This is a genomic window from Mesorhizobium sp. CNPSo 4671 (assembly GCF_057784245.1).
Genome location: NZ_JBWLUW010000019.1, coordinates 39,980 through 58,343, shown reverse-complemented (window position 1 = coordinate 58,343; position 18,364 = coordinate 39,980). Strand labels below are relative to the sequence as shown.

General features: G+C 62.5%; 17 protein-coding genes. 14 read left to right on the top strand and 3 right to left on the bottom strand.

Annotation, left to right across the window (positions count from 1 at the left end):
* Positions 1–128: 128 nt before the first annotated feature.
* The 12 genes from AC04SF_RS33135 (at position 129) to AC04SF_RS33080 (ending at position 13,177) form a co-directional block, all read left to right on the top strand.
* Positions 129–1,622 (top strand): DegQ family serine endoprotease, encoded by a 1,494-nt coding sequence (locus AC04SF_RS33135; RefSeq protein ID WP_488481218.1) that lies wholly within the window; start codon positions 129–131, stop codon positions 1,620–1,622.
* 41 nt (positions 1,623–1,663) lie between these two features.
* Positions 1,664–2,971: a replication-associated recombination protein A gene (locus AC04SF_RS33130; RefSeq protein WP_488481217.1), complete on the top strand. Its 1,308-nt coding sequence runs from the start codon at positions 1,664–1,666 to the stop codon at positions 2,969–2,971.
* Positions 2,972–2,976: 5 nt separating this feature from the next.
* Positions 2,977–3,672, top strand: a complete 696-nt coding sequence (locus AC04SF_RS33125) for a DUF930 domain-containing protein (protein ID WP_488481216.1) — start codon at positions 2,977–2,979, stop codon at positions 3,670–3,672.
* A gap of 159 nt (positions 3,673–3,831) precedes the next feature.
* Complete coding sequence (locus tag AC04SF_RS33120) at positions 3,832–4,662, top strand: aspartyl/asparaginyl beta-hydroxylase domain-containing protein (RefSeq protein WP_488481215.1); 831 nt, start codon at positions 3,832–3,834, stop codon at positions 4,660–4,662.
* 170 nt (positions 4,663–4,832) lie between these two features.
* Positions 4,833–5,798 carry a helix-turn-helix domain-containing protein gene (locus AC04SF_RS33115; RefSeq protein ID WP_488481214.1) on the top strand — a complete coding sequence of 322 codons (966 nt, stop codon included), beginning with the start codon at positions 4,833–4,835 and terminating at the stop codon, positions 5,796–5,798.
* A 142-nt stretch (positions 5,799–5,940) separates the two neighbouring features.
* Complete coding sequence (gene adh, locus AC04SF_RS33110) at positions 5,941–7,458, top strand: aldehyde dehydrogenase (protein WP_488481213.1); 1,518 nt, start codon at positions 5,941–5,943, stop codon at positions 7,456–7,458.
* Positions 7,459–7,562: 104 nt separating this feature from the next.
* Positions 7,563–7,931: a DUF779 domain-containing protein gene (locus AC04SF_RS33105; RefSeq protein ID WP_488481212.1), complete on the top strand. Its 369-nt coding sequence runs from the start codon at positions 7,563–7,565 to the stop codon at positions 7,929–7,931.
* Positions 7,932–7,972: 41 nt separating this feature from the next.
* On the top strand, positions 7,973–8,347 hold the full coding sequence (gene crcB, locus AC04SF_RS33100) for a fluoride efflux transporter CrcB (RefSeq protein WP_096445678.1): 375 nt from the start codon (positions 7,973–7,975) through the stop codon (positions 8,345–8,347).
* Positions 8,348–8,408: 61 nt separating this feature from the next.
* A complete protein-coding gene (locus AC04SF_RS33095; protein ID WP_019857981.1) occupies positions 8,409–9,389 on the top strand; it encodes an RluA family pseudouridine synthase in 981 nt (326 codons plus the stop codon).
* A gap of 47 nt (positions 9,390–9,436) precedes the next feature.
* A complete protein-coding gene (locus tag AC04SF_RS33090) occupies positions 9,437–10,306 on the top strand; it encodes a DMT family transporter (RefSeq protein WP_488481220.1) in 870 nt (289 codons plus the stop codon).
* Positions 10,307–10,318: 12 nt separating this feature from the next.
* Positions 10,319–11,110 (top strand): ATP12 family chaperone protein, encoded by a 792-nt coding sequence (locus AC04SF_RS33085; protein WP_488481211.1) that lies wholly within the window; start codon positions 10,319–10,321, stop codon positions 11,108–11,110.
* A 177-nt stretch (positions 11,111–11,287) separates the two neighbouring features.
* A complete protein-coding gene (locus tag AC04SF_RS33080; protein WP_488481210.1) occupies positions 11,288–13,177 on the top strand; it encodes an MFS transporter in 1,890 nt (629 codons plus the stop codon).
* Positions 13,178–13,258: 81 nt separating this feature from the next.
* Here AC04SF_RS33080 and AC04SF_RS33075 read toward each other — a convergent pair whose 3' ends face one another.
* Complete coding sequence (locus AC04SF_RS33075; protein WP_488481209.1) at positions 13,259–13,450, bottom strand: DUF2735 domain-containing protein; 192 nt, start codon at positions 13,448–13,450, stop codon at positions 13,259–13,261.
* Between the two features lie 316 nt (positions 13,451–13,766).
* On the opposite strand from AC04SF_RS33075, the gene AC04SF_RS33070 reads away from it, so the two are divergent.
* Complete coding sequence (locus AC04SF_RS33070) at positions 13,767–14,807, top strand: glutamine synthetase beta-grasp domain-containing protein (protein ID WP_096445694.1); 1,041 nt, start codon at positions 13,767–13,769, stop codon at positions 14,805–14,807.
* A 115-nt stretch (positions 14,808–14,922) separates the two neighbouring features.
* Here AC04SF_RS33070 and AC04SF_RS33065 read toward each other — a convergent pair whose 3' ends face one another.
* Complete coding sequence (locus AC04SF_RS33065; protein WP_488481208.1) at positions 14,923–16,086, bottom strand: DmpA family aminopeptidase; 1,164 nt, start codon at positions 16,084–16,086, stop codon at positions 14,923–14,925.
* Between the two features lie 32 nt (positions 16,087–16,118).
* Positions 16,119–16,721 (bottom strand): TetR/AcrR family transcriptional regulator, encoded by a 603-nt coding sequence (locus AC04SF_RS33060; RefSeq protein ID WP_488481207.1) that lies wholly within the window; start codon positions 16,719–16,721, stop codon positions 16,119–16,121.
* A 147-nt stretch (positions 16,722–16,868) separates the two neighbouring features.
* Between AC04SF_RS33060 and AC04SF_RS33055 the strand changes: the two genes are divergently transcribed.
* Positions 16,869–18,290, top strand: a complete 1,422-nt coding sequence (locus AC04SF_RS33055) for an APC family permease (RefSeq protein ID WP_488481206.1) — start codon at positions 16,869–16,871, stop codon at positions 18,288–18,290.
* Positions 18,291–18,364: the final 74 nt, after the last annotated feature.

The window sequence follows — 18,364 nt, the reverse complement described above, 5'->3', positions numbered from 1 at the left end:
TCTGCGTGCGCCAAAGCGTCTCCAAAACGATCGGCAGGCGCGAAAATAATCGGATTTCAGCGGCTTAGCCTTTCATTTTGCACAATCGTCGGGACAATGCACCCGAACTTGCCTTGGAGGATTCGCGAATGCGCGCCAAAAGACTGTCCCTTGTCCTGCTCTGCGCCTTCATGGTGTTCGCAGCCGCACCGGCAGTCCGGCAGGCGCTGGCCGAAGATGCCGCAAAGCCTGCCGATCCGGGACTGTCGGACGTGCTGACCGATCTGTTGCATGGCGTTGAAGGCGAGAATTCTACCTCGGGGCCAGACAAGCGCGTGCCCTTCGGCCGCGAGGAGGTGCAGCTTTCGTTCGCGCCGCTGGTCAAGCAGACCGCGCCGGCCGTCGTCAACGTCTATGCCTCGCAGACGGCCAAGGTCACATCGCCTTTTGAAGGCGATCCGTTCTTCGAGGAGTTTTTCGGCCGCGCTCAGCCGCGTGCGCAGTCATCGCTCGGCTCGGGCGTGCTCGTCGATCCGAGTGGCGTCATCGTCACCAATTTCCACGTCATCAAGGATGCCGACGAGGTCAAGGTGGCGACCGCCGACGGCCGCGAATTCGCCTCGAAGGTGATGCTGAAGGACGAGACGCTGGATCTTGCCGTGCTCAAGATCGAATCCGACAAGCCGTTCCCGGTCATCGCGATCGGCGATTCCGACGCGCTCGAGGTCGGCGACCTGGTGCTGGCCATCGGCAACCCCTTCGGCGTCGGCCAGACCACCACCAGCGGCATTGTTTCGGCACTCGCCCGCAGCCATATCGGCGTCTCGGATTCGGGCTATTTCATCCAGACCGACGCGGCCATCAATCCCGGCAATTCCGGCGGCGCGCTGATCAACATGGGCGGCCAGCTGGTTGGCATCAACACGGCGATTTACAGCCGCAGCGGCGGCTCGATCGGCATCGGTTTTGCCATCCCGGCCAACATGGTGCGGGCTTTCGCCGATGCCGCAAAGGCAGGCCTCGACTTCTTCGAACGGCCCTATATCGGCGCCGAGTTCGAGGCGGTGACGCCGCAGATCGCCGAATCGCTCGGCATGGAGAAGCCGACCGGGGCGCTGGTCTCTTCCGTCGAAGCGACCGGACCGGCGGGCAAGGCTGGGCTGAAAGCGGGCGATGTCGTGCTGCAGATCAACGGCAAGCCGGTCGAGAGCATCGAGGCGCTGGACTATCGCATGGCGACGCTGTCGATCGGCACCAAGGCGAATTTCGCGGTGCTGACCAAGGGCCAGCAGGCGGCGATGGACATTGCGCTGGAGCGCGCGCCGGAGGGGGCGAAAGCCTCGGAAGTGACGCTGCATGGCCGCAGCCCATTCTCGGGCGCCAAGGTCGCGGAACTGTCGCCGCGGCTTGCCCAGAAGCTCGGCCTGCGCACCGACCTCAAGGGCGTCACGGTGATCGACATCAACCGCGATTCGCCGGCCGCCGATTTCGGCTTCCTGCCGGGCGACATCGTACGTGAAGTCAACGGCACCACCATCGACACCGCCGCGACGCTGGCGCAGGTAGCCCAGCAGGATACGCGCTGGTGGCGCTTTACCGTCGAGCGCGGCGGGCAGATACTGCGCCAGGTGTTGCGTTACTGAGTTCGGTCTGAAGGGATCGCGCTCCAAACCAAAAGAAGTGCATGGCCGATCTGTTCAGTGTCGATGAGCCGGAAAGAGCGCCGCCCGGGCGGCCGCTCGCTGACCGGTTGCGGCCAAAGAATCTTGGCGAGGTCGTTGGCCAGGAACATCTGACCGGACCCGATGGCGCACTGACCCGGCTGATCGGTTCGGGTTCGCTCGGCTCGATGATCTTCTGGGGCCCGCCAGGCACCGGCAAGACCACGGTGGCGAGGCTGCTTGCCGGCGAGACCAGCCTCGCCTTCGAGCAGATATCGGCGGTGTTTTCTGGCGTCGCCGACCTCAAGAAAGTGTTCGAGACGGCCAAGCTGCGCCGCGCCAACGGTCGCCAGACCCTGCTTTTCGTCGACGAGATCCACCGGTTCAACCGTGCCCAGCAGGATTCCTTTCTCCCAGTCATGGAGGATGGGACGGTCGTCCTGGTTGGCGCCACAACCGAAAACCCGTCCTTCGAGCTGAATGCCGCGTTGCTGTCGCGGGCGCGCGTCATGGTCTTTCATTCGCTCGGCGAGGAGAGCATCGCCAAGCTGATGACACGGGCGGAGGCGACGGAGGGCAGGGCGCTGCCGCTCGACGACGAGGCTCGGGCGATGCTCATTCGCATGAGCGATGGCGACGGACGCGCCTCGCTGACGCTTGCCGAGGAAGTCTGGCGTGCCGCCAAGCCCGGCGAGGTTTTCGATCCCGAAGGGCTGCAGCGCATCGTCCAGCGCCGTGCGCCGATCTATGACAAGGGCCAGGACGGCCACTACAATCTGATCTCGGCGCTGCACAAATCGGTGCGCGGCTCCGATCCCGATGCAGCGCTCTACTATCTCGCGCGCATGTTCGACGCCGGCGAGGATCCGCTCTATCTCGGCCGGCGGCTGGTGCGCATGGCGATGGAGGACATCGGCCTTGCCGATCCGCAGGCGCTGGTCATCGCCAATGCCGCCAAGGACGCCTACGACTACCTTGGCTCGCCCGAGGGCGAACTCGCCTTTGCCGAGGCCACCGTCTATCTCGCCACTGCGCCCAAATCCAATGCCGTCTACACCGCCTTTAAGGCGGCCACCCAGGCAGCCAAGCAGCATGGCTCGCTGCTGCCGCCAAAGCATATCCTCAATGCGCCGACCAAGCTGATGAAGGAAGAGGATTACGGCGCTGGCTATCGCTACGATCATGACGAGCCGGACGCTTTTTCGGGCCAGGACTATTTTCCGGAGAGGATGGGCCGCCAGACCTTCTATGATCCGCCTGAGCGAGGTTTCGAGCGCGATATCCGCAAGCGGCTCGATTATTGGGCGAAGCTGCGCAAAGAGCGGGAATAGCTGATTTGCGTCGGCCGGTGGTCGTCACGCTGCGAGCCGAGGCCTCGCCTTGGGGCATCTCAACCTCGGTTGTTCTCCACACGCTGCTTGCCGTGACGCTGGCGCTTATGCCGCTGCCAAAGCGGCCGAAGCGGCTGGAAGAGGAGCGGGTGTCGGTCGCCATTCTGACACCGCGGCAGTTCGAGGCCGTGACAAGGCCACCGCCGGCGCCAGCGCCGCCCTCGACGCCCGAGGCCCAAGCGCCGGCACCGGTACGAACATCAACACCAACACCATCGCCGAGTACTCCTCCAGCTCAACCGCCAACCGCGCCGGCCATGATCCGGCCGACCGAAATGCTGTCGGCCAAGACGCTCGCCGATCCGCGTAGCCGGCAGGCGCGCGCCGATCTTGCGACCTTCGCTTCCGACGAGCGGATGGTGCAATTGTGCAATCTCGAGGCCATGGATCAGATCCGGCGTTGGCGCGCGGATTTTCAACCGGAACGCGTCGTGCCTTACGCAACGGCCGAGGAGAAGATCCGCGGCACCACCATCGCCGCGGATGGCGCGGCTTTCCGCAGCCGCAAAAACTGGTATAGTCTGAAGTTCAAATGCCAGCTCGCACGAGACGGCGAAAGCGTCATCGGCTTTGAGTTCCTAGTCGGCGATCCCGTGGCCAGGGAGAAATGGGACGAGTTCGGCTTGCCAGCCGTGCATTGACCGAAGTCTGGCAAATTCCACCAGGCAGCCGCAGGGCCACGACGTCGTGGCGTTGTGCGGCGACCCAAAAAACCTTATCAAGGCGCACGGCCGGGCGGTGGTCGTTGCCGAGATTTGGCACACTCATTCGCAACAGGATCGCGCTCCGCGCGTGGAAAAATGACAAAAACCCTTCGCAAATCCCTTCGCAAATTCGCCATCGCCGTCCCGCTTCTCGCTCTTGGCTTCTACTTCATCCCCATCCTGACGACGATCTTCATCGTTTGCGGCCTGATCGATGTGCTGCGCAACGACAGGAAGGATCTGTCGCTGTTCTCAGGCTACTTCCTCGGCAACGGCATCTTCACCTGGCTGCTGTCGCCGTTCAACCTGCTGGTCGATCTGCTCTGCTACAGGAACCCCGGCGTGTGGAAGCTGGAACAGTTTCCGGAGGACTATCAGCGCGAGGTCAATGAGGTCCTGGACATCTTCAAGGCACGCAAGGACGAGATCATCGCCGACATCGACGCCAATTTCGGCGCCGGCCGGCGCGGCATGTATGTCTACCAGTGGTACGGCAAGCACCGGATCGACAACGTCGCCGAGTTCAACAAGGATTTCAAATACATCAAGACCATCGCCGTTTCGGTCTTCAGCAAGCGCGAATCGACTTCCTGGCATTTCGGCCCGCTGCGGCTCAGCCTGCGCATCCTCTACAATCTGATCCCGGTGAAAGCGGAAATCTTCGTCGAATGCGGCAACGTCAAAAACTACTGGTACGACAATCCGCAGTTCATTTTCGACGACACCCTGCTGCACCGCTCGGTCAACGAATATGACGGCCGCCGCTACTGCGTGTTCATGGACATTATCAGGCCGTCCCCGTTCCCGAGATTCATCGCTGGCATGCTCGCTGTCGTCTCGGTCAGCGTCGAGCGCATCAATTCGATGTTCTACAAGAACTGGAAGATGATCGGCTCGAGCAAGCCCAAGAAGGTCGAAACCACCTGAGCTGAAAGCTTCGCGGTTCTGGCGCCTTTAGCGGTCGGCCGCCTCGGGCAATTCCTGTTGGACCATTGTCTTATAGCGCCAACAGTCGCTGATCCCCTACAACTTGGTGCCGCGGATATATGTGAACGCATATAACGCTGCTTGAGTTGGAAGCGCCTTGGGAGGATGAGGTGAGCGGACAGCCTGCCCATCATGCCGATATCGTCCAGGCGGCCATTGCCACCAGCGATGCCGCCCGATCGGCATTGGTTGCCTCCTGGAGGCGCTCGCTCACGGTGCATGGGCTGGATCCTGGCCAACGACAGGCACATCGACGACTGACCGAAGGCGAGTTCAGGCTGGCGCGGCAGCGGGTCGAGCAGCTGCTGCGTGCTGCGGATGCGAGCCTTGATCGTCTCTATCTTGCGGTAGGCGGCATTGGCTGTTGCGTCCTGCTCGCCGACCGCGACGGCATTCCGGTCGAACGCCGCGGGGCTTCAGCGGATGACGAAACCTTCGACGAATGGGGCCTGTGGACGGGGACAGTATGGAGCGAGGACTCCGAAGGCACCAACGGCATCGGCACATGCCTCGCCGACCAGCGCGCGCTGACCATCCACCGCGACCAGCACTTCTTTTCCAGCAACACGCTGCTCAGCTGCACCACTGCGCCGATTTACGACCACGAGGGCAATCTGGCTGCCGCGCTCGATGTGTCGTCGTGCCGGTCGGATCTGACCGAAGGCTTTGTCGGCCTGATCGCCATGGCGGTCGGCGATGCCGCGCGCCGCATCGAGGCCGAGAATTTTCGCCTGTCTTTTCCCAATGCCCGCATCCTGCTTGCCTCGGCGGCCGAGCGCGGCGCGGGTGCATTGATCGCCGTCGACGGGAATGATCTGGTCGTCGGTGCGACACGCGCGGCGCGGCTGAGCCTCGGCATCACGCAACAGGCACTGGCCCGGGGGCTTCCCGCCGCCGACATCCTCGGCGACGTCGCCAAGGCCGCGGAGGAACTCGATGAGGCGGAGCGCGGTGTGATCCAGCGGGCGATCGCACGCGCCCATGGCAACGTCTCTGCCGCCGCGCACAATCTCGGCATTTCCCGGGCCACTCTGCATCGCAAGCTCGCCCGCTTCGGCATCCGTCGGCCGCATTGAGGTTTCGAGGCCGAACCTGTCGCAATCTTGCGACAGTCGGCCTGGGGTGGATGACTTGCCTGGGCTGACAAAGCCCGATCCCATCCCCACTCTCCCTGGCAGCGCGGTACATCCCGTACCGCTGTTTCCTGGGAGGAAGACAATGAACAAGGTGGAATTTTCCCGCACGGCCAAGGTTCCCTTCGCCAAGCGTTACGACAACTACATCGGCGGCAAATGGGTGGCGCCGCATTCAGGAAGGTATTTCGACAACATCTCGCCGGTCAACGGGAAGCCGCTGGGCGAAATCGCCCGTTCGGACGCAAACGACATCGAGGCGGCACTCGATGCCGCGCACAAGGCCAAGGACGCCTGGGGCAGGACCAGTGCCGCGGCACGTGCCCTGATCCTCAACCGCATCGCCGATCGCATGGAAGACAATCTCGATCTCCTGGCGCTCGCCGAGACCTGGGACAATGGCAAACCGATCCGCGAGACGACCGCCGCCGACCTGCCGCTGGCCATCGACCATTTCCGCTATTTCGCCAGTGCCGTGCGCAGCCAGGAAGGCGGCATCTCCGAGATCGACCATGACACCGTCGCCTATCATTTCCATGAGCCGCTTGGTGTCGTCGGCCAGATCATCCCCTGGAATTTCCCGCTGCTGATGGCGGTATGGAAGCTGGCGCCGGCCCTTGCCGCCGGCAACTGCGTGGTGCTGAAGCCCGCCGAACAGACACCCGCCACGATCATGCTATGGGCGGATCTGATCGGCGACCTTTTGCCGGATGGCGTGCTCAACATCGTCAACGGCTTTGGTCTCGAAGCCGGCAAGCCGCTAGCGTCGTCCAACCGTATCGCCAAGATCGCCTTCACCGGCGAAACCACGACCGGTCGGCTGATCTCGCAATATGCCAGCCAGAACCTCATTCCGGTGACGCTGGAACTCGGTGGCAAGTCGCCCAACATCTTCTTCCAGGACGTGACATCAGAGGACGACGATTTCTTCGACAAGGCGATCGAAGGCTTCGTCATGTTCGCGCTCAACCAGGGCGAGGTCTGTACCTGCCCTAGCCGCGCGCTGGTGCATGAGAAAATCTATGACAAGTTCATGGAAAGGGCGCTGAAGCGCGTGGAGGCGATTGTCCAGGGCGATCCGCTGGACCCGGCGACAATGATCGGCGCACAGGCATCGGGCGAACAGCTGGAAAAGATCCTCAGCTACTTCGATATCGGCCGCAAGGAAGGCGCCGAGGTGCTGGCCGGTGGCGAGCAGAACCATCTGCCGGGCGACCTTGCCGGCGGCTATTACGTCAAGCCCACCGTGTTCAAGGGCCACAACAAGATGCGCGTCTTCCAGGAGGAGATTTTCGGGCCGGTGGTCTCGGTGACCACCTTCAAGGATGACGACGAGGCATTGTCGATCGCCAACGACACGCTCTATGGCCTCGGTGCCGGTATCTGGAGCCGTGACGCCAACCGCTGCTATCGCTTCGGCCGCGCCATCCAGGCCGGCCGTGTGTGGACCAACTGCTACCACGCCTATCCGGCGCACGCGGCGTTCGGCGGCTACAAGCAATCCGGCATCGGCCGCGAGAACCACAAGATGATGCTCGACCACTATCAGCAGACCAAGAACATGCTGGTCAGCTACAGCCCGAAGAAGCTCGGCTTCTTCTGATCGCCTCCCAAGACAGCGCATGATCCTTTCCGAGGGATCATGCGCGCTCTGTTCATGCGGCTAGGCTTGCCGGCCGTGCCCGAGGTTTCGTCGTGGAGGACGGCATGCCAGACAAGGTTTCCCTGGGAAAGGTCTCGGCCACACCGGAAGCCGTCGCTTTTCTGGCGGAGATCATCGCCGATCACGGTCCGGTGCTGTTCCATCAGTCCGGCGGCTGTTGCGACGGCTCCTCGCCAATGTGTTACCCCCGCGGCGATTTCATCGTCGGCGACAATGACGTCTTGCTGGGCGAGATCGGCGACACCCCGGTTTACATCAGCGCTTCGCAATATGAGGTGTGGAAGCACACCGACCTCCTCATCGATGTGGTGCCGGGCAGGGGTGGCATGTTCTCGCTCGACAATGGGCGTGAGAGGCGGTTTCTGACGCGCTCAACCGTCTGTGCTATCCCGGAAGTGCTTTCACGGGCGTGAAGGGATTGACGCCACCGCCTTCGCGGGGGCAGTAGACGGCGATGTTCAATCTGCTTCTCGTGGTCGTCGGCGGTGGCATCGGCGCCGGCATTCGCCATCTCACCAGTATGGGCGCGCTGCGCCTTTTCGGCCCCAATTATCCCTGGGGCACGATGGCGATCAACATTGTCGGCTCCTTTGCCATGGGCCTGTTCATCGCCATACTGGCGCGTCGCGGCGGATCGACCGAAGTCAGGCTGTTTGTCGCCACCGGCATCTTTGGCGGCTTCACGACGTTCTCCGCCTTTTCGCTCGATTTCGCGACGCTGTGGGAGCGGGGAGCCACGCTGCCGGCGTTTGGATATGTGCTGGCCAGCGTCATTGGCGCCATTGTCGCCCTGTTTCTGGGACTTTGGCTCGCAAGAAGCCTGCCTTAATGCTATTGCCGCGCCAAGCGCAGGCCGAGCCCTGCTTTGGAAACGGGTAAGCGAAGAAAAAATGGCAGGCGTTGAACAGATCACGGTGGAGGCCGGCGAGGCGGGCATGCGGCTCGATCGCTGGTTCAAAACCCATTTCCCGGGCCTTGGTTTCGGCCATTTGCAGAAGCTGCTGCGTTCCGGCCAGATCCGCGTCGATGGCGGCCGCGTCAAGGCCGACAGCCGTGTCGAGCCTGGCCAGGTGGTGCGCATCCCGCCACTCGAGGTCGACAAGAAGGGTGAGAGCGCGCTGACCGGCCATTCGATCCGCAATCAGGGCGATGCCGACGTTCTGGCAAAAATGCTGATCCATGAGGATCCCAAGGTTTTCGTCTTCAACAAGCCGGCGGGCCTTGCGGTGCAGGGCGGCTCGGGCGTCACCCGCAATGTCGACGACATGCTGGAAGCCTGGCGCAACCAGAAGGGCGAGAAGCCACGGCTGGTCCACCGGCTCGACCGCGACACGTCGGGCGTGCTGGTCGTCGCCCGCACGAGACTGGCCGCCATGAAGTTGTCGGAAGCGTTCCGCGCCCGCGAAACGAAAAAGACCTATTGGGCGCTGGTCAAGGGCGTGCCGCCGAAGCGCGAGGACAAGATATCGACCTGGCTGATCAAGGAGCCGACCGAGGACGGCGACCGTGTTCGGGTCGCCGCGCATGGCGAAAAAGGCGCCGACCACGCCGTGTCCTACTACCGCATCATCGAGCAGGCGGCGCAGACCATGACCTGGCTGGAGATGGAGCCCTATACGGGCCGCACCCACCAGCTCCGGGTCCATGCCGCCTATATCGGCTGCCCGATCATCGGCGACCCGAAGTATTTCGAGGCCGACACCAACTGGGATTTTCCGGGCGGCATCCAGAACCGCCTGCATCTGCATGCGCGCCGCATTATCATTCCGCACCCGGACAAGGGCGTGATCGACGTCACCGCGCCGATGCCGCCGCATATGCGCCAGAGCTGGAACCTGATCGGCTTCGACGACGCCAGCGCGGAGGATTGAGGTTGAGCGGCGCCACCGACGCGCTTGATCGGCGCGACGCAGTCGACATGGCCGCCGCCGCCATCATGGTCGGCCTGACCTTTTCCTGGGGCTTGAACTACGTCGCCGCCAAAATCTCCTATGCCGGCTACGACCCTGTCTTCCTGTCGATTGCGCGCTCGATCATCGGCGGCTTCTGCGTCTTCCTCTGGTGTCGCTGGCGCGGCATCGCGCTGTTCACGCGCGATGGCACATTGCTGGCTGGCATTGCCGTCGGCGTGCTTTTCGGCATCGAGTTCCTCTGCCTCTATGTCGGCCTGGAGCATACGACGGTTGCCCGCAACACTCTGCTGGTCAACTCGATGCCGTTCTGGATGCTGATTGGCGGGCACTTCCTGCTTGGCGAACAGATCACCCTGCGCAAGTTCCTTGGCCTGCTGCTGGCCTTCGCCGGCCTTGCCACCGTCCTTTCCGACAAGCTTGGCGGCGGGGACATGCTGTTCGGCGACCTCCTCAGTCTCGGTTCCGGATTCTTCTGGGCTTTGACCAACATCCTTATCAAGCGGTCTAAACTGGTCGAGGCGAGCGCCGAGAAGCTGCTGCTCTATCAGCTCGCCGGCGCGGCGATCGTCGGCATATTGGTGCTGCCTCTCGCCGGTCCCCCGGTGCGCGATCCCTCCTTGTTGCCGACATTGGCGCTGCTTTTCCAGGCTATCTACATCGTCGCTTTCACCTATGTCCTGTGGTTCTGGCTGCTGCGCCGCTATCCGGCCTCAGGCCTGTCCAGCTTCACCTTCCTGTCGCCGGTTTTCGGTGTTTTGTGCGGCGCTATCATCTTGAACGAGCCGCTGACCATTCGCATTTTTCTGGCACTTGGCTTGATTGCGGCGGGCCTGATCATGGTCAACCGGCCGGCACGCAAGCTGACACCGGTGTGAGAGAGATTTTTCATGCGTGACATCCTCAACGACCTCGAAGCCGGAAAATATCTTTCCGATCCGGATCCGGTGCGCCGCGCCCAGATCCAGATGAAGACACCGCTGCCCAAGCGCTTCTACAAGGCCGTCTCGGTGGTGCCGGTAGAGGAAGGTTTCGCCGTGCATCTCGATGGCAAGCCGGTGCGCACGCCGGGCAAGGCACTGCTGGCGCTGCCGACCGAGGCGGCAGCAGTGCTGGTTGCCGACGAATTCGCCGAGCAGGGCGAGACGATCAATCCGGTGACGATGCCGGTGATGCGGCTGGTCAACACCGCTATCGATGGCGTCGCCAGCGATCCGCAAGCGGTGCTGGAAGACATACTGCGCTTTGCCGCGTCCGATTTGCTCTGCTACCGCACGGATGCGCCGCAGGGGCTGGTCGAGCGGCAGAACGAGCACTGGGATCCGGTCATTGATTGGGCGCGCGCCGCACTCGGAGCCCGCTTCAACCTTGCCGAGGGGATCATCCATGTCGAGCAGCCGCGTGAGTCCATCGCCGTTCTGGGCAGTTATCTCGCGCAGCGCGCGGAACCGCTGCGGCTGGCCGCCATCCACGTCATGACCTCGCTGACCGGTTCGGCGCTGCTGGCGCTGGCGGTCGATTTCGGCGAGCTCGACGTCGAGGCCGCCTGGGCCGCAGGCCATGTCGACGAGGACTGGCAGATCGAGCATTGGGGGCAGGACGCCGAAGCAGTCGCGCGCCGCGCCGCCCGCAAGCGCGACATGGTGGCTGCCGTCAGCCTTCTCGAAGCGCTCAAGGCCTGACCTGCCGGTCCTACCGCACCGCACCTAATACCAAAGTCATAATCCCATCGTCGCTCTGCCTTCGGCGGGCGCTTTCTGTCATTTTTTCCGTGATGGCTGTCGTGAGTCCGCGTTCGGAGGAGTACGCGGACGATTGAACGCAGCATCGAGAACAGTGTCTCACGGGAGGACAACTCAATGGCAATTGCATCGACCGCCGGCGGAACCAGCCGCGGCATGACACGGGAAGAGAAGAAGGTCATCTTCGCTTCCTCGCTCGGCACCGTTTTCGAATGGTACGATTTCTATCTCTACGGCTCGTTGGCGGCCTTCATCGGCTCGACCTTTTTTAGCCCGACCATTCCGGAGGCGACGCGCAACATCTTCGCGCTGCTGGCATTTGCCGCCGGCTTTCTCGTCAGGCCGTTCGGGGCTCTGGTGTTTGGCCGTATCGGTGACCTTGTCGGCCGCAAATATACCTTCCTCGTCACCATGACGATCATGGGTCTGTCGACTTTCCTGGTCGGCCTGCTGCCTGGTTATGCAAGCTGGGGTATTGCCGCTCCAGTGATCCTGATCATCTTGCGCATGCTGCAGGGTCTGGCGCTCGGCGGCGAATATGGCGGTGCAGCCACCTATGTCGCCGAGCACGCGCCTGACGACCGTCGCGGTTTCTACACGTCATGGATCCAGACGACGGCGACACTCGGCCTGTTCCTGTCGCTGATCGTCATCCTGATCGTGCAGGGGTCTCTGAGCAAGGAGACCTATGCCGACTGGGGCTGGCGCATTCCATTCATCGTCTCCTTCCTGCTCCTTGCAGTTTCAGTCTGGATCCGGCTGTCTCTTTCCGAGTCTCCGACATTCCAGAAGATGAAGGACGAAGGTAAGGGGTCCAAGGCACCGCTCTCGGAAGCCTTTGGCCAGTGGAAGAATGCCAAGATCGCACTGCTGGCGCTGCTTGGCCTCACTGCTGGCCAGGCCGTGGTCTGGTACAATGGCCAGTTCTATGCGCTGTTCTTCCTGCAGAACGTACTGAAGGTCGACGCGCAGTCGGTCAACATCATGATCGCCATCGCGCTTGCCCTCGGCTCGATCTTCTTCGTCGTGTTCGGCTGGCTTTCCGACAAGATAGGCCGCAAGCCGATCATCATGGCGGGTCTCGCCTTGGCGATCGTCTGCACCTTCCCGCTGTTCAAGGCACTGACCTGGGCCGCCAACCCGGCGCTCGCCAATGCCCAGAAGAACACGCGTGCGACGGTGACCGCCGCACCTGGCGACTGCAGGTTCCAGTTCAACCCGGTCGGCACCGCCAAGTTCACGACGTCCTGCGACATCGCGACCTCGTTCCTGACCAAGAACTCGGTTCCCTTTGAGGTGTTGTCGACGGCCGCCCCCGGAACGGCTGCGTCGGTGAAGATCGGCGGTGAGACGGTGGACTCCTATGATGCCATCGCAGCCGGCGACCAGGCGAAAGCCAAGGACGCGGCCTTCGTGAAGGCCGTCAACATGTCCCTGCAGGACGGTGGCTATCCGCTGAAGCGTGCGGCGATCAAGATCGCTGACCAGAAGCTCGACGCGTTTGTCGCCGCCAATCCGGAACTGAAGCTCGATGCCGCCGCCATCCGTGCCGGTGAGAAGGCGACTGTTCCTGTCGACCAGGCAATCAAGGACAAGATCCTGACCAAGGACGAGGCCGCGGGTGCATCGGAGGTCACAGTCTACAACATCCCGGGCGGTGGCGCCTTCGCCATGTTCGCCGACCCGGCAGGGATCAACTGGCCGATGACGATCGGTATCCTGTTTATCCTGATCCTCTTTGTGACCATGGTCTACGGGCCGATCGCGGCGATCCTGGTCGAGATGTTCCCGACCCGTATCCGATACACCGGCATGTCGCTGCCCTATCACATCGGCAATGGCTGGTTCGGCGGACTGCTGCCGGCGACGGTGTTCGCGCTCAGTGCCTACAAGGGCGATATCTACTATGGCCTTTGGTATCCGGTGGTGATTGCGGCCATGACGCTGGTCATCGGCATGATCTTCGTTCGGGATACGCTTGGCACGGATTTGCACGCCAAGGACTAGTGGACGGAGCAACGGCCAACAGAAAGCCCGGCGTGAGCGATCACGCCGGGCTTTTCCGTGTCTCAGATACGAAGAAGCGGATCAGCTCTTTGGCTGATTTTCTTCCTCGATCGCCGCTTCGTGGTACCAGCCGTCAAAATCGGCGTGCGTGTAACGCAGCGAGGCGAGCTCTGCCGCGAATTTCGCCTTTGCGCCTAAATTTGAGGCAGAGTTGCGCGCTGCCAGAGGGAACATCAGAATTTTTGCCGACGGACGGGAGGGAACGACTTCCATGGGCGGTCTCCTTTCTTTTTCAGGAGCGTGTCGATTCAGCTTTGCCTCAAGATAGGTCCTGCGATTCATTTAGGCAATATGCCTACGAAAAGATCAGCAATTGCCTAATATTTATGCACAATCCTGGTTTGACTGATATGGGCCCAGTGATGAGGCGGCTCAGCAAATTCAACGTGATCTCGCGGCCATTTTGCCGCACCTGTCGGCACCGGAGTGGCACACGAATTGCATTTTAGGGACCGGCAGCGCCGGCTGCCGACGGCAGACGCATGTCGACGCCGTTTGGTGTTCGGTGAACAAGCAACGAGAGGCTAGAATGACGAAATATAAGCTCGAGTACATTTGGCTCGATGGTTACACCCCGGTCCCCAATCTTCGCGGTAAGACGCAGGTCAAGGAATTCGCCGAATTCCCGACGCTCGAACAGCTGCCGCTGTGGGGCTTTGACGGTTCCTCGACCATGCAGGCCGAAGGCCGTAGCTCCGATTGCGTGTTGAAGCCGGTGGCACTTTACCCGGATCCGGCCCGCACCAACGGCATTCTCGTCATGTGCGAGGTCATGATGCCCGATGGCGTCACCCCGCATGAATCGAACAGCCGCGCGACCATCCTCGACGACGAGGACGCCTGGTTCGGTTTCGAGCAGGAATATTTCTTCTACAAGGATGGCCGTCCGCTCGGCTTCCCGGAGAGCGGTTATCCCGCGCCGCAGGGCCCTTATTACACCGGCGTTGGCTACAAGAACGTCGGCGATGTCGCGCGCAAGATCGTCGAAGAGCATCTCGACCAGTGCCTGGCCGCCGGCATCAACCATGAAGGCATCAACGCCGAAGTGGCCAAGGGCCAGTGGGAATTCCAGATTTTCGGCAAGGGCTCCAAGAAGGCCGCCGACCAGATCTGGATGGCGCGCTACCTGCTCCTGCGTCTGACCGAGACCTACGGCATCGACATCGAATTCCACTGCAAGCCGCTCGGCGACACCGACTGGAACGGCTCGGGCATGCACTGCAACTTCTCGACCAAGTTCATGCGCGAAGTCGGCGGCAAGGCCTATTTCGAGGCCCTGATGGCGCAGTTCGACAAGAACCTGATGGACCACATCGCCGTTTACGGCCCGGACAATGACAAGCGCCTGACCGGCAAGCACGAGACCGCGCCATGGAACAAATTCAGCTACGGCGTTGCCGATCGTGGCGCCTCGATCCGCGTGCCGCACTCTTTCGTCAAGAATGACTACAAGGGCTATCTGGAAGACCGCCGTCCGAACTCGCAGGGCGACCCCTACCAGATCGCCTCGCAGGTGCTGAAGACGATCTCGCAGGTTGCGACCGACGCGAAGGTCTCTGCCGCCGCCTGATTGTTTTCGCGGCGCGGATAACAAGCTCTCGCCGCGACCAAGCTCTGCAACAAAAAGCCCTGGCGGAAACGCCAGGGCTTTTCGCGTTTGCGACGCGCTGGTGCGTCTGCCGTTCTCAGCCGGTGACAGCTCCACGCGCCTTCAGCGCCGCTAAAACCTTGGCATGCGGCAAAGCAGGCGTGCGGTTGCCGTCGCGTCCGGTCATGTCGCCGTTGGCGAGGAGCGCGTTGAGCACAGCCTCCTCCGTCGCCTGCACGACAGCGGCATAGAAATCGTCCATGCGTCCCCATGGGATGAAATTGATGTGGCTGTAGCTGTCTTCGCTGGCTGGACCTTTGGGAAAGCGGCCGTTGAGCGCATCGCGATTAGCGGTTGAGAAGCCGAGAAAAATATCGCCGGAGAAATGCGAGCCGGTGGTGCCGGTCCGCGCTAGGCCGAGCGGTGCGCGCCTGGCCAGCGCCTTGCATTGGCCGGGCAGAAGTGGCGCGTTGGTGGCGACGATGCCGATGCAGGAGCCGGCACCCGTCGGGCCGCCCCCGAAATACGACTCCATCGGATTGTCGTCCGCCAGCTGATCGCCGAGTGGCACGCCGGCGATGGTGAGTTCGCGACGCGAACCGAAATTGGCCTGCAGGAAGACGCCGACCGTGTAGGAGCGATGGCCGTAGTCGACGACCCGCGAGGCGGTGCCGGAGCCGCCCTTGAAGGCGTAGCAATTCATGCCCGTGCCGCCGCCGACCGAGCCTTCCTCGATACGCCCGCTGGTCGCATTGTCGATCGCGGCGATGGCGTGGTCGACCGTGACATGCGAGCCATTGATGTCGTTGAGATAGCCGTCCCAGGTTTCGGCCACCACCGGGAGCAGCCACTGGTTAGCGACTTCGGGCTTATGGCGCGCCACCCAGTCGATGACGCCACGATGGCAAGGGCCGACCGCATGGGTGTTGGTGATCAGGATCGGCAGGCTGATGCTGCCGGCCTCCTCGATCCACGATGCGCCGGTCATCTCGCCATTGCCGTTGAAAGAATGATAGCCGGCGGCACAGGCGACACCGACGCCGTCATGGCCGAACGGCAAAATGGCCGTCACGCCGGTGCGCACCGGTCCTTGTCCATTGAGCTTGCCTTCGCCCTTGATGATCGTGGAGTAGCCGACCAGGACACCGTCGACATCGGTGATGGCATTGGCGGGGCCGGGCGTCCCTTGCAAGGGAATGGCGAGCGCCCGGGCCCGCGCTTTGCCGGCTGGCGTGGTGATCTGGGTCGGCAATTGGTCCATGCTTGGGGTTCGCTCCGTTGATGTAAGCCGGCTCAGCGAAGGCTGCAGCCGGTCGCAAGCTCGGCGTAGCTGGTAAGGATTGCCAGTGCTGACGATTGATCGACCGCGGGCACAACGTTGACGAGATGCAGCCCCAGCCCGTCCTCGAGCACCACCAGGCTGCGCGCGATCGTCTCACTGGTCGTCTGCAGTTTGAAGATGCCGGTGGCCGCACCCGCCTCCAGTATGCCGACATAGATCGACACCTGCCGCTCGAACAAGGTGATGTGGCGGGCGGCATAGCTCGCATCCGAGCGCGAATAGGCGCCGAGCTCGAGCAGCAGGCGGCAGAGCTGGTCGTCCGCGTCGGTCGGCAGCCCGCTCTCGATCATCGTTTTCAGCCGCAGCCGCGGATCGGCGATCTCGGCGACCGACGCCGCGCGTAGCGTGCAGAACCGCTCGACGGCCTTGCGCTGCACATCGTCCAGCAGGTCCTTGAGGCCGGGATAGTAGTAGAGCAGGGCGCTCGAACTCATCCCTGCCTCATTGGCTACGTCGCGCAACGTGACGCCGGCAAGGCCGCGCCTTGCGATCATCGATTCTGCAGCCGCGACGAGGGTGAGGCGGCGATCGGTCTGAGTTTTGGGTCGTCCCATTTCTGTTTCCTGAATTTGATTCAGTTTAAAACTGGCATGGAAAATTTTGCAAGCACCATTGCTCCATATTTGTTGACGATATCTGACTCCATCGATAGGTTCCGCAGCGGAGGATAATTTTTATCTTATTAAAAAAAGGGGAGGACGATGTCTTCAAACGAAGCAACAACAGGGGCGGTCGACAAGGCCGCGCCAACCGCCAAGGGACTGGACCGGGCGCTCAACGCGCTGGGCACGCTGATGATCGTGCTGTCGGCCGTGACGCCGGCATCCTCGGTGTTCATCATCGTGCCAGGTGTCATCGCGCTCGCCGGCACCGGCTCATTCCTCAGTTTCGTCGTTGCCGCGGTCATCGGGCTGTTCATGGCCTTTGTCTACGCCGAGCTGTCGTCGGCCTACCCGATGGCCGGCGGCGAATACACCATGATCGGCCGGACGCTTGGCCGCTTCTGGGGCTTTGTCACGCTGGTGCTGGTGTTCGTCTCGATCGTGCTGATCGTCGCCGTCATCGCGCTCGGCGTCGGCACCTATCTCGGCGTGCTCATTCCCAACCTCAGCCCGCAATGGGTCGGCGTGGTGACGATCGCGCTGGCCGGCACGGTCGCGGCCATGCGCATCAAGCTCAACGCCTTCGTCACCGGCATCTTCCTCGGCATCGAGATGCTGGCGCTGCTGATCCTGACCGGCCTCGGCTTCGCTCATGTCGAGCGGCCGCTGTCGAGCTTGTTCACCTCGCCGCAATTGCTCGATGCCACCAACACGCTGGTGCCGGCGTCGGCCGGAATCATCCTTGCGGCCACCGCCGTTTCGCTCTTTGCCTACAATGGCTATGGCGCGGCTGCCTATTTCGGCGAGGAGACGCAGGACGCCAAACGCAACATCGGCAAGGTGGTGGTCTGGGCGCTGTTGATCACCGTCGCCGCGGAGCTCATTCCGCTGACCGCCGTGCTGCTCGGCTCACCGGATCTTCCGGGCCTGCTCGCCGCACCGCAGAAAATAGAATATTTCCTCGAGGCGCGTGGCGGCCATGCGTTGACGGTGCTGATCAGCCTTGCCATCGCCGTCGCCATCTTCAACGCGGTCATCGCCATCATCCTGCAGGCGGCGCGGCTGCTGTTCAGCTCCGGCCGCGACAAGACCTGGTTCGGTCCGATCAACGCCGCCGTCGCCTCTGTTCATGGCAGCTACGCGTCACCCTGGATCGCCACCATCGTCGTGTCGGTGCTGGCGGCAGTCGCCTGCTTCATTGACATCAACCTTCTGCTGGTGGTCAGCGGAACGTCGCTGGTGGTGATCTACGCGCTTCTGTGCGTGGCGGTGTTTGCCGGCCGCCGCAACGGCAGCACGGCAGGCGGGCACTACCGCATGCCACTGTTTCCGGTGCCGACCATCCTGGCCTTCGTGGCGCTGGTCTATGTCGCCTACCAGAACCTGCTCGACGCAGCCTTCGGCCGCCCGAGCCTGATCGCGACGCTGCTGATCATGGCCGTGGCGGCGATCTACTATGTGCTGGTGCTGGCCAGGCGAACGGACTGGAACCTGCACGGCCCAGACGAACTTGCCGGATAGGCGTCACCCTCCGACTCTTGTCCCCGCAAGAACCCCGGCTTCGGTCGGGGTTCTCTTTGCCGGACCTGGCCGGC

Bases quoted from the DNA above. Each gene is read 5' to 3' on its own strand.
- AC04SF_RS33090 (WP_488481220.1), top strand. From the start codon at position 9,437: ATGGCCGCCGCCGCCATCATGGTCGGCCTGACCTTTTCCTGGGGCTTG.
- AC04SF_RS33075 (WP_488481209.1), bottom strand. From the start codon at position 13,450: ATGGAAGTCGTTCCCTCCCGTCCGTCGGCAAAAATTCTGATGTTCCCT.
- AC04SF_RS33135 (WP_488481218.1), top strand. From the start codon at position 129: ATGCGCGCCAAAAGACTGTCCCTTGTCCTGCTCTGCGCCTTCATGGTG.
- AC04SF_RS33130 (WP_488481217.1), top strand. From the start codon at position 1,664: ATGGCCGATCTGTTCAGTGTCGATGAGCCGGAAAGAGCGCCGCCCGGG.
- AC04SF_RS33070 (WP_096445694.1), top strand. From the start codon at position 13,767: ATGACGAAATATAAGCTCGAGTACATTTGGCTCGATGGTTACACCCCG.
- AC04SF_RS33060 (WP_488481207.1), bottom strand. From the start codon at position 16,721: ATGGGACGACCCAAAACTCAGACCGATCGCCGCCTCACCCTCGTCGCG.
- AC04SF_RS33085 (WP_488481211.1), top strand. From the start codon at position 10,319: ATGCGTGACATCCTCAACGACCTCGAAGCCGGAAAATATCTTTCCGAT.
- adh (WP_488481213.1), top strand. From the start codon at position 5,941: ATGAACAAGGTGGAATTTTCCCGCACGGCCAAGGTTCCCTTCGCCAAG.
- AC04SF_RS33055 (WP_488481206.1), top strand. From the start codon at position 16,869: ATGTCTTCAAACGAAGCAACAACAGGGGCGGTCGACAAGGCCGCGCCA.
- crcB (WP_096445678.1), top strand. From the start codon at position 7,973: ATGTTCAATCTGCTTCTCGTGGTCGTCGGCGGTGGCATCGGCGCCGGC.
- AC04SF_RS33065 (WP_488481208.1), bottom strand. From the start codon at position 16,086: ATGGACCAATTGCCGACCCAGATCACCACGCCAGCCGGCAAAGCGCGG.
- AC04SF_RS33105 (WP_488481212.1), top strand. From the start codon at position 7,563: ATGCCAGACAAGGTTTCCCTGGGAAAGGTCTCGGCCACACCGGAAGCC.
- AC04SF_RS33080 (WP_488481210.1), top strand. From the start codon at position 11,288: ATGGCAATTGCATCGACCGCCGGCGGAACCAGCCGCGGCATGACACGG.
- AC04SF_RS33095 (WP_019857981.1), top strand. From the start codon at position 8,409: ATGGCAGGCGTTGAACAGATCACGGTGGAGGCCGGCGAGGCGGGCATG.
- AC04SF_RS33120 (WP_488481215.1), top strand. From the start codon at position 3,832: ATGACAAAAACCCTTCGCAAATCCCTTCGCAAATTCGCCATCGCCGTC.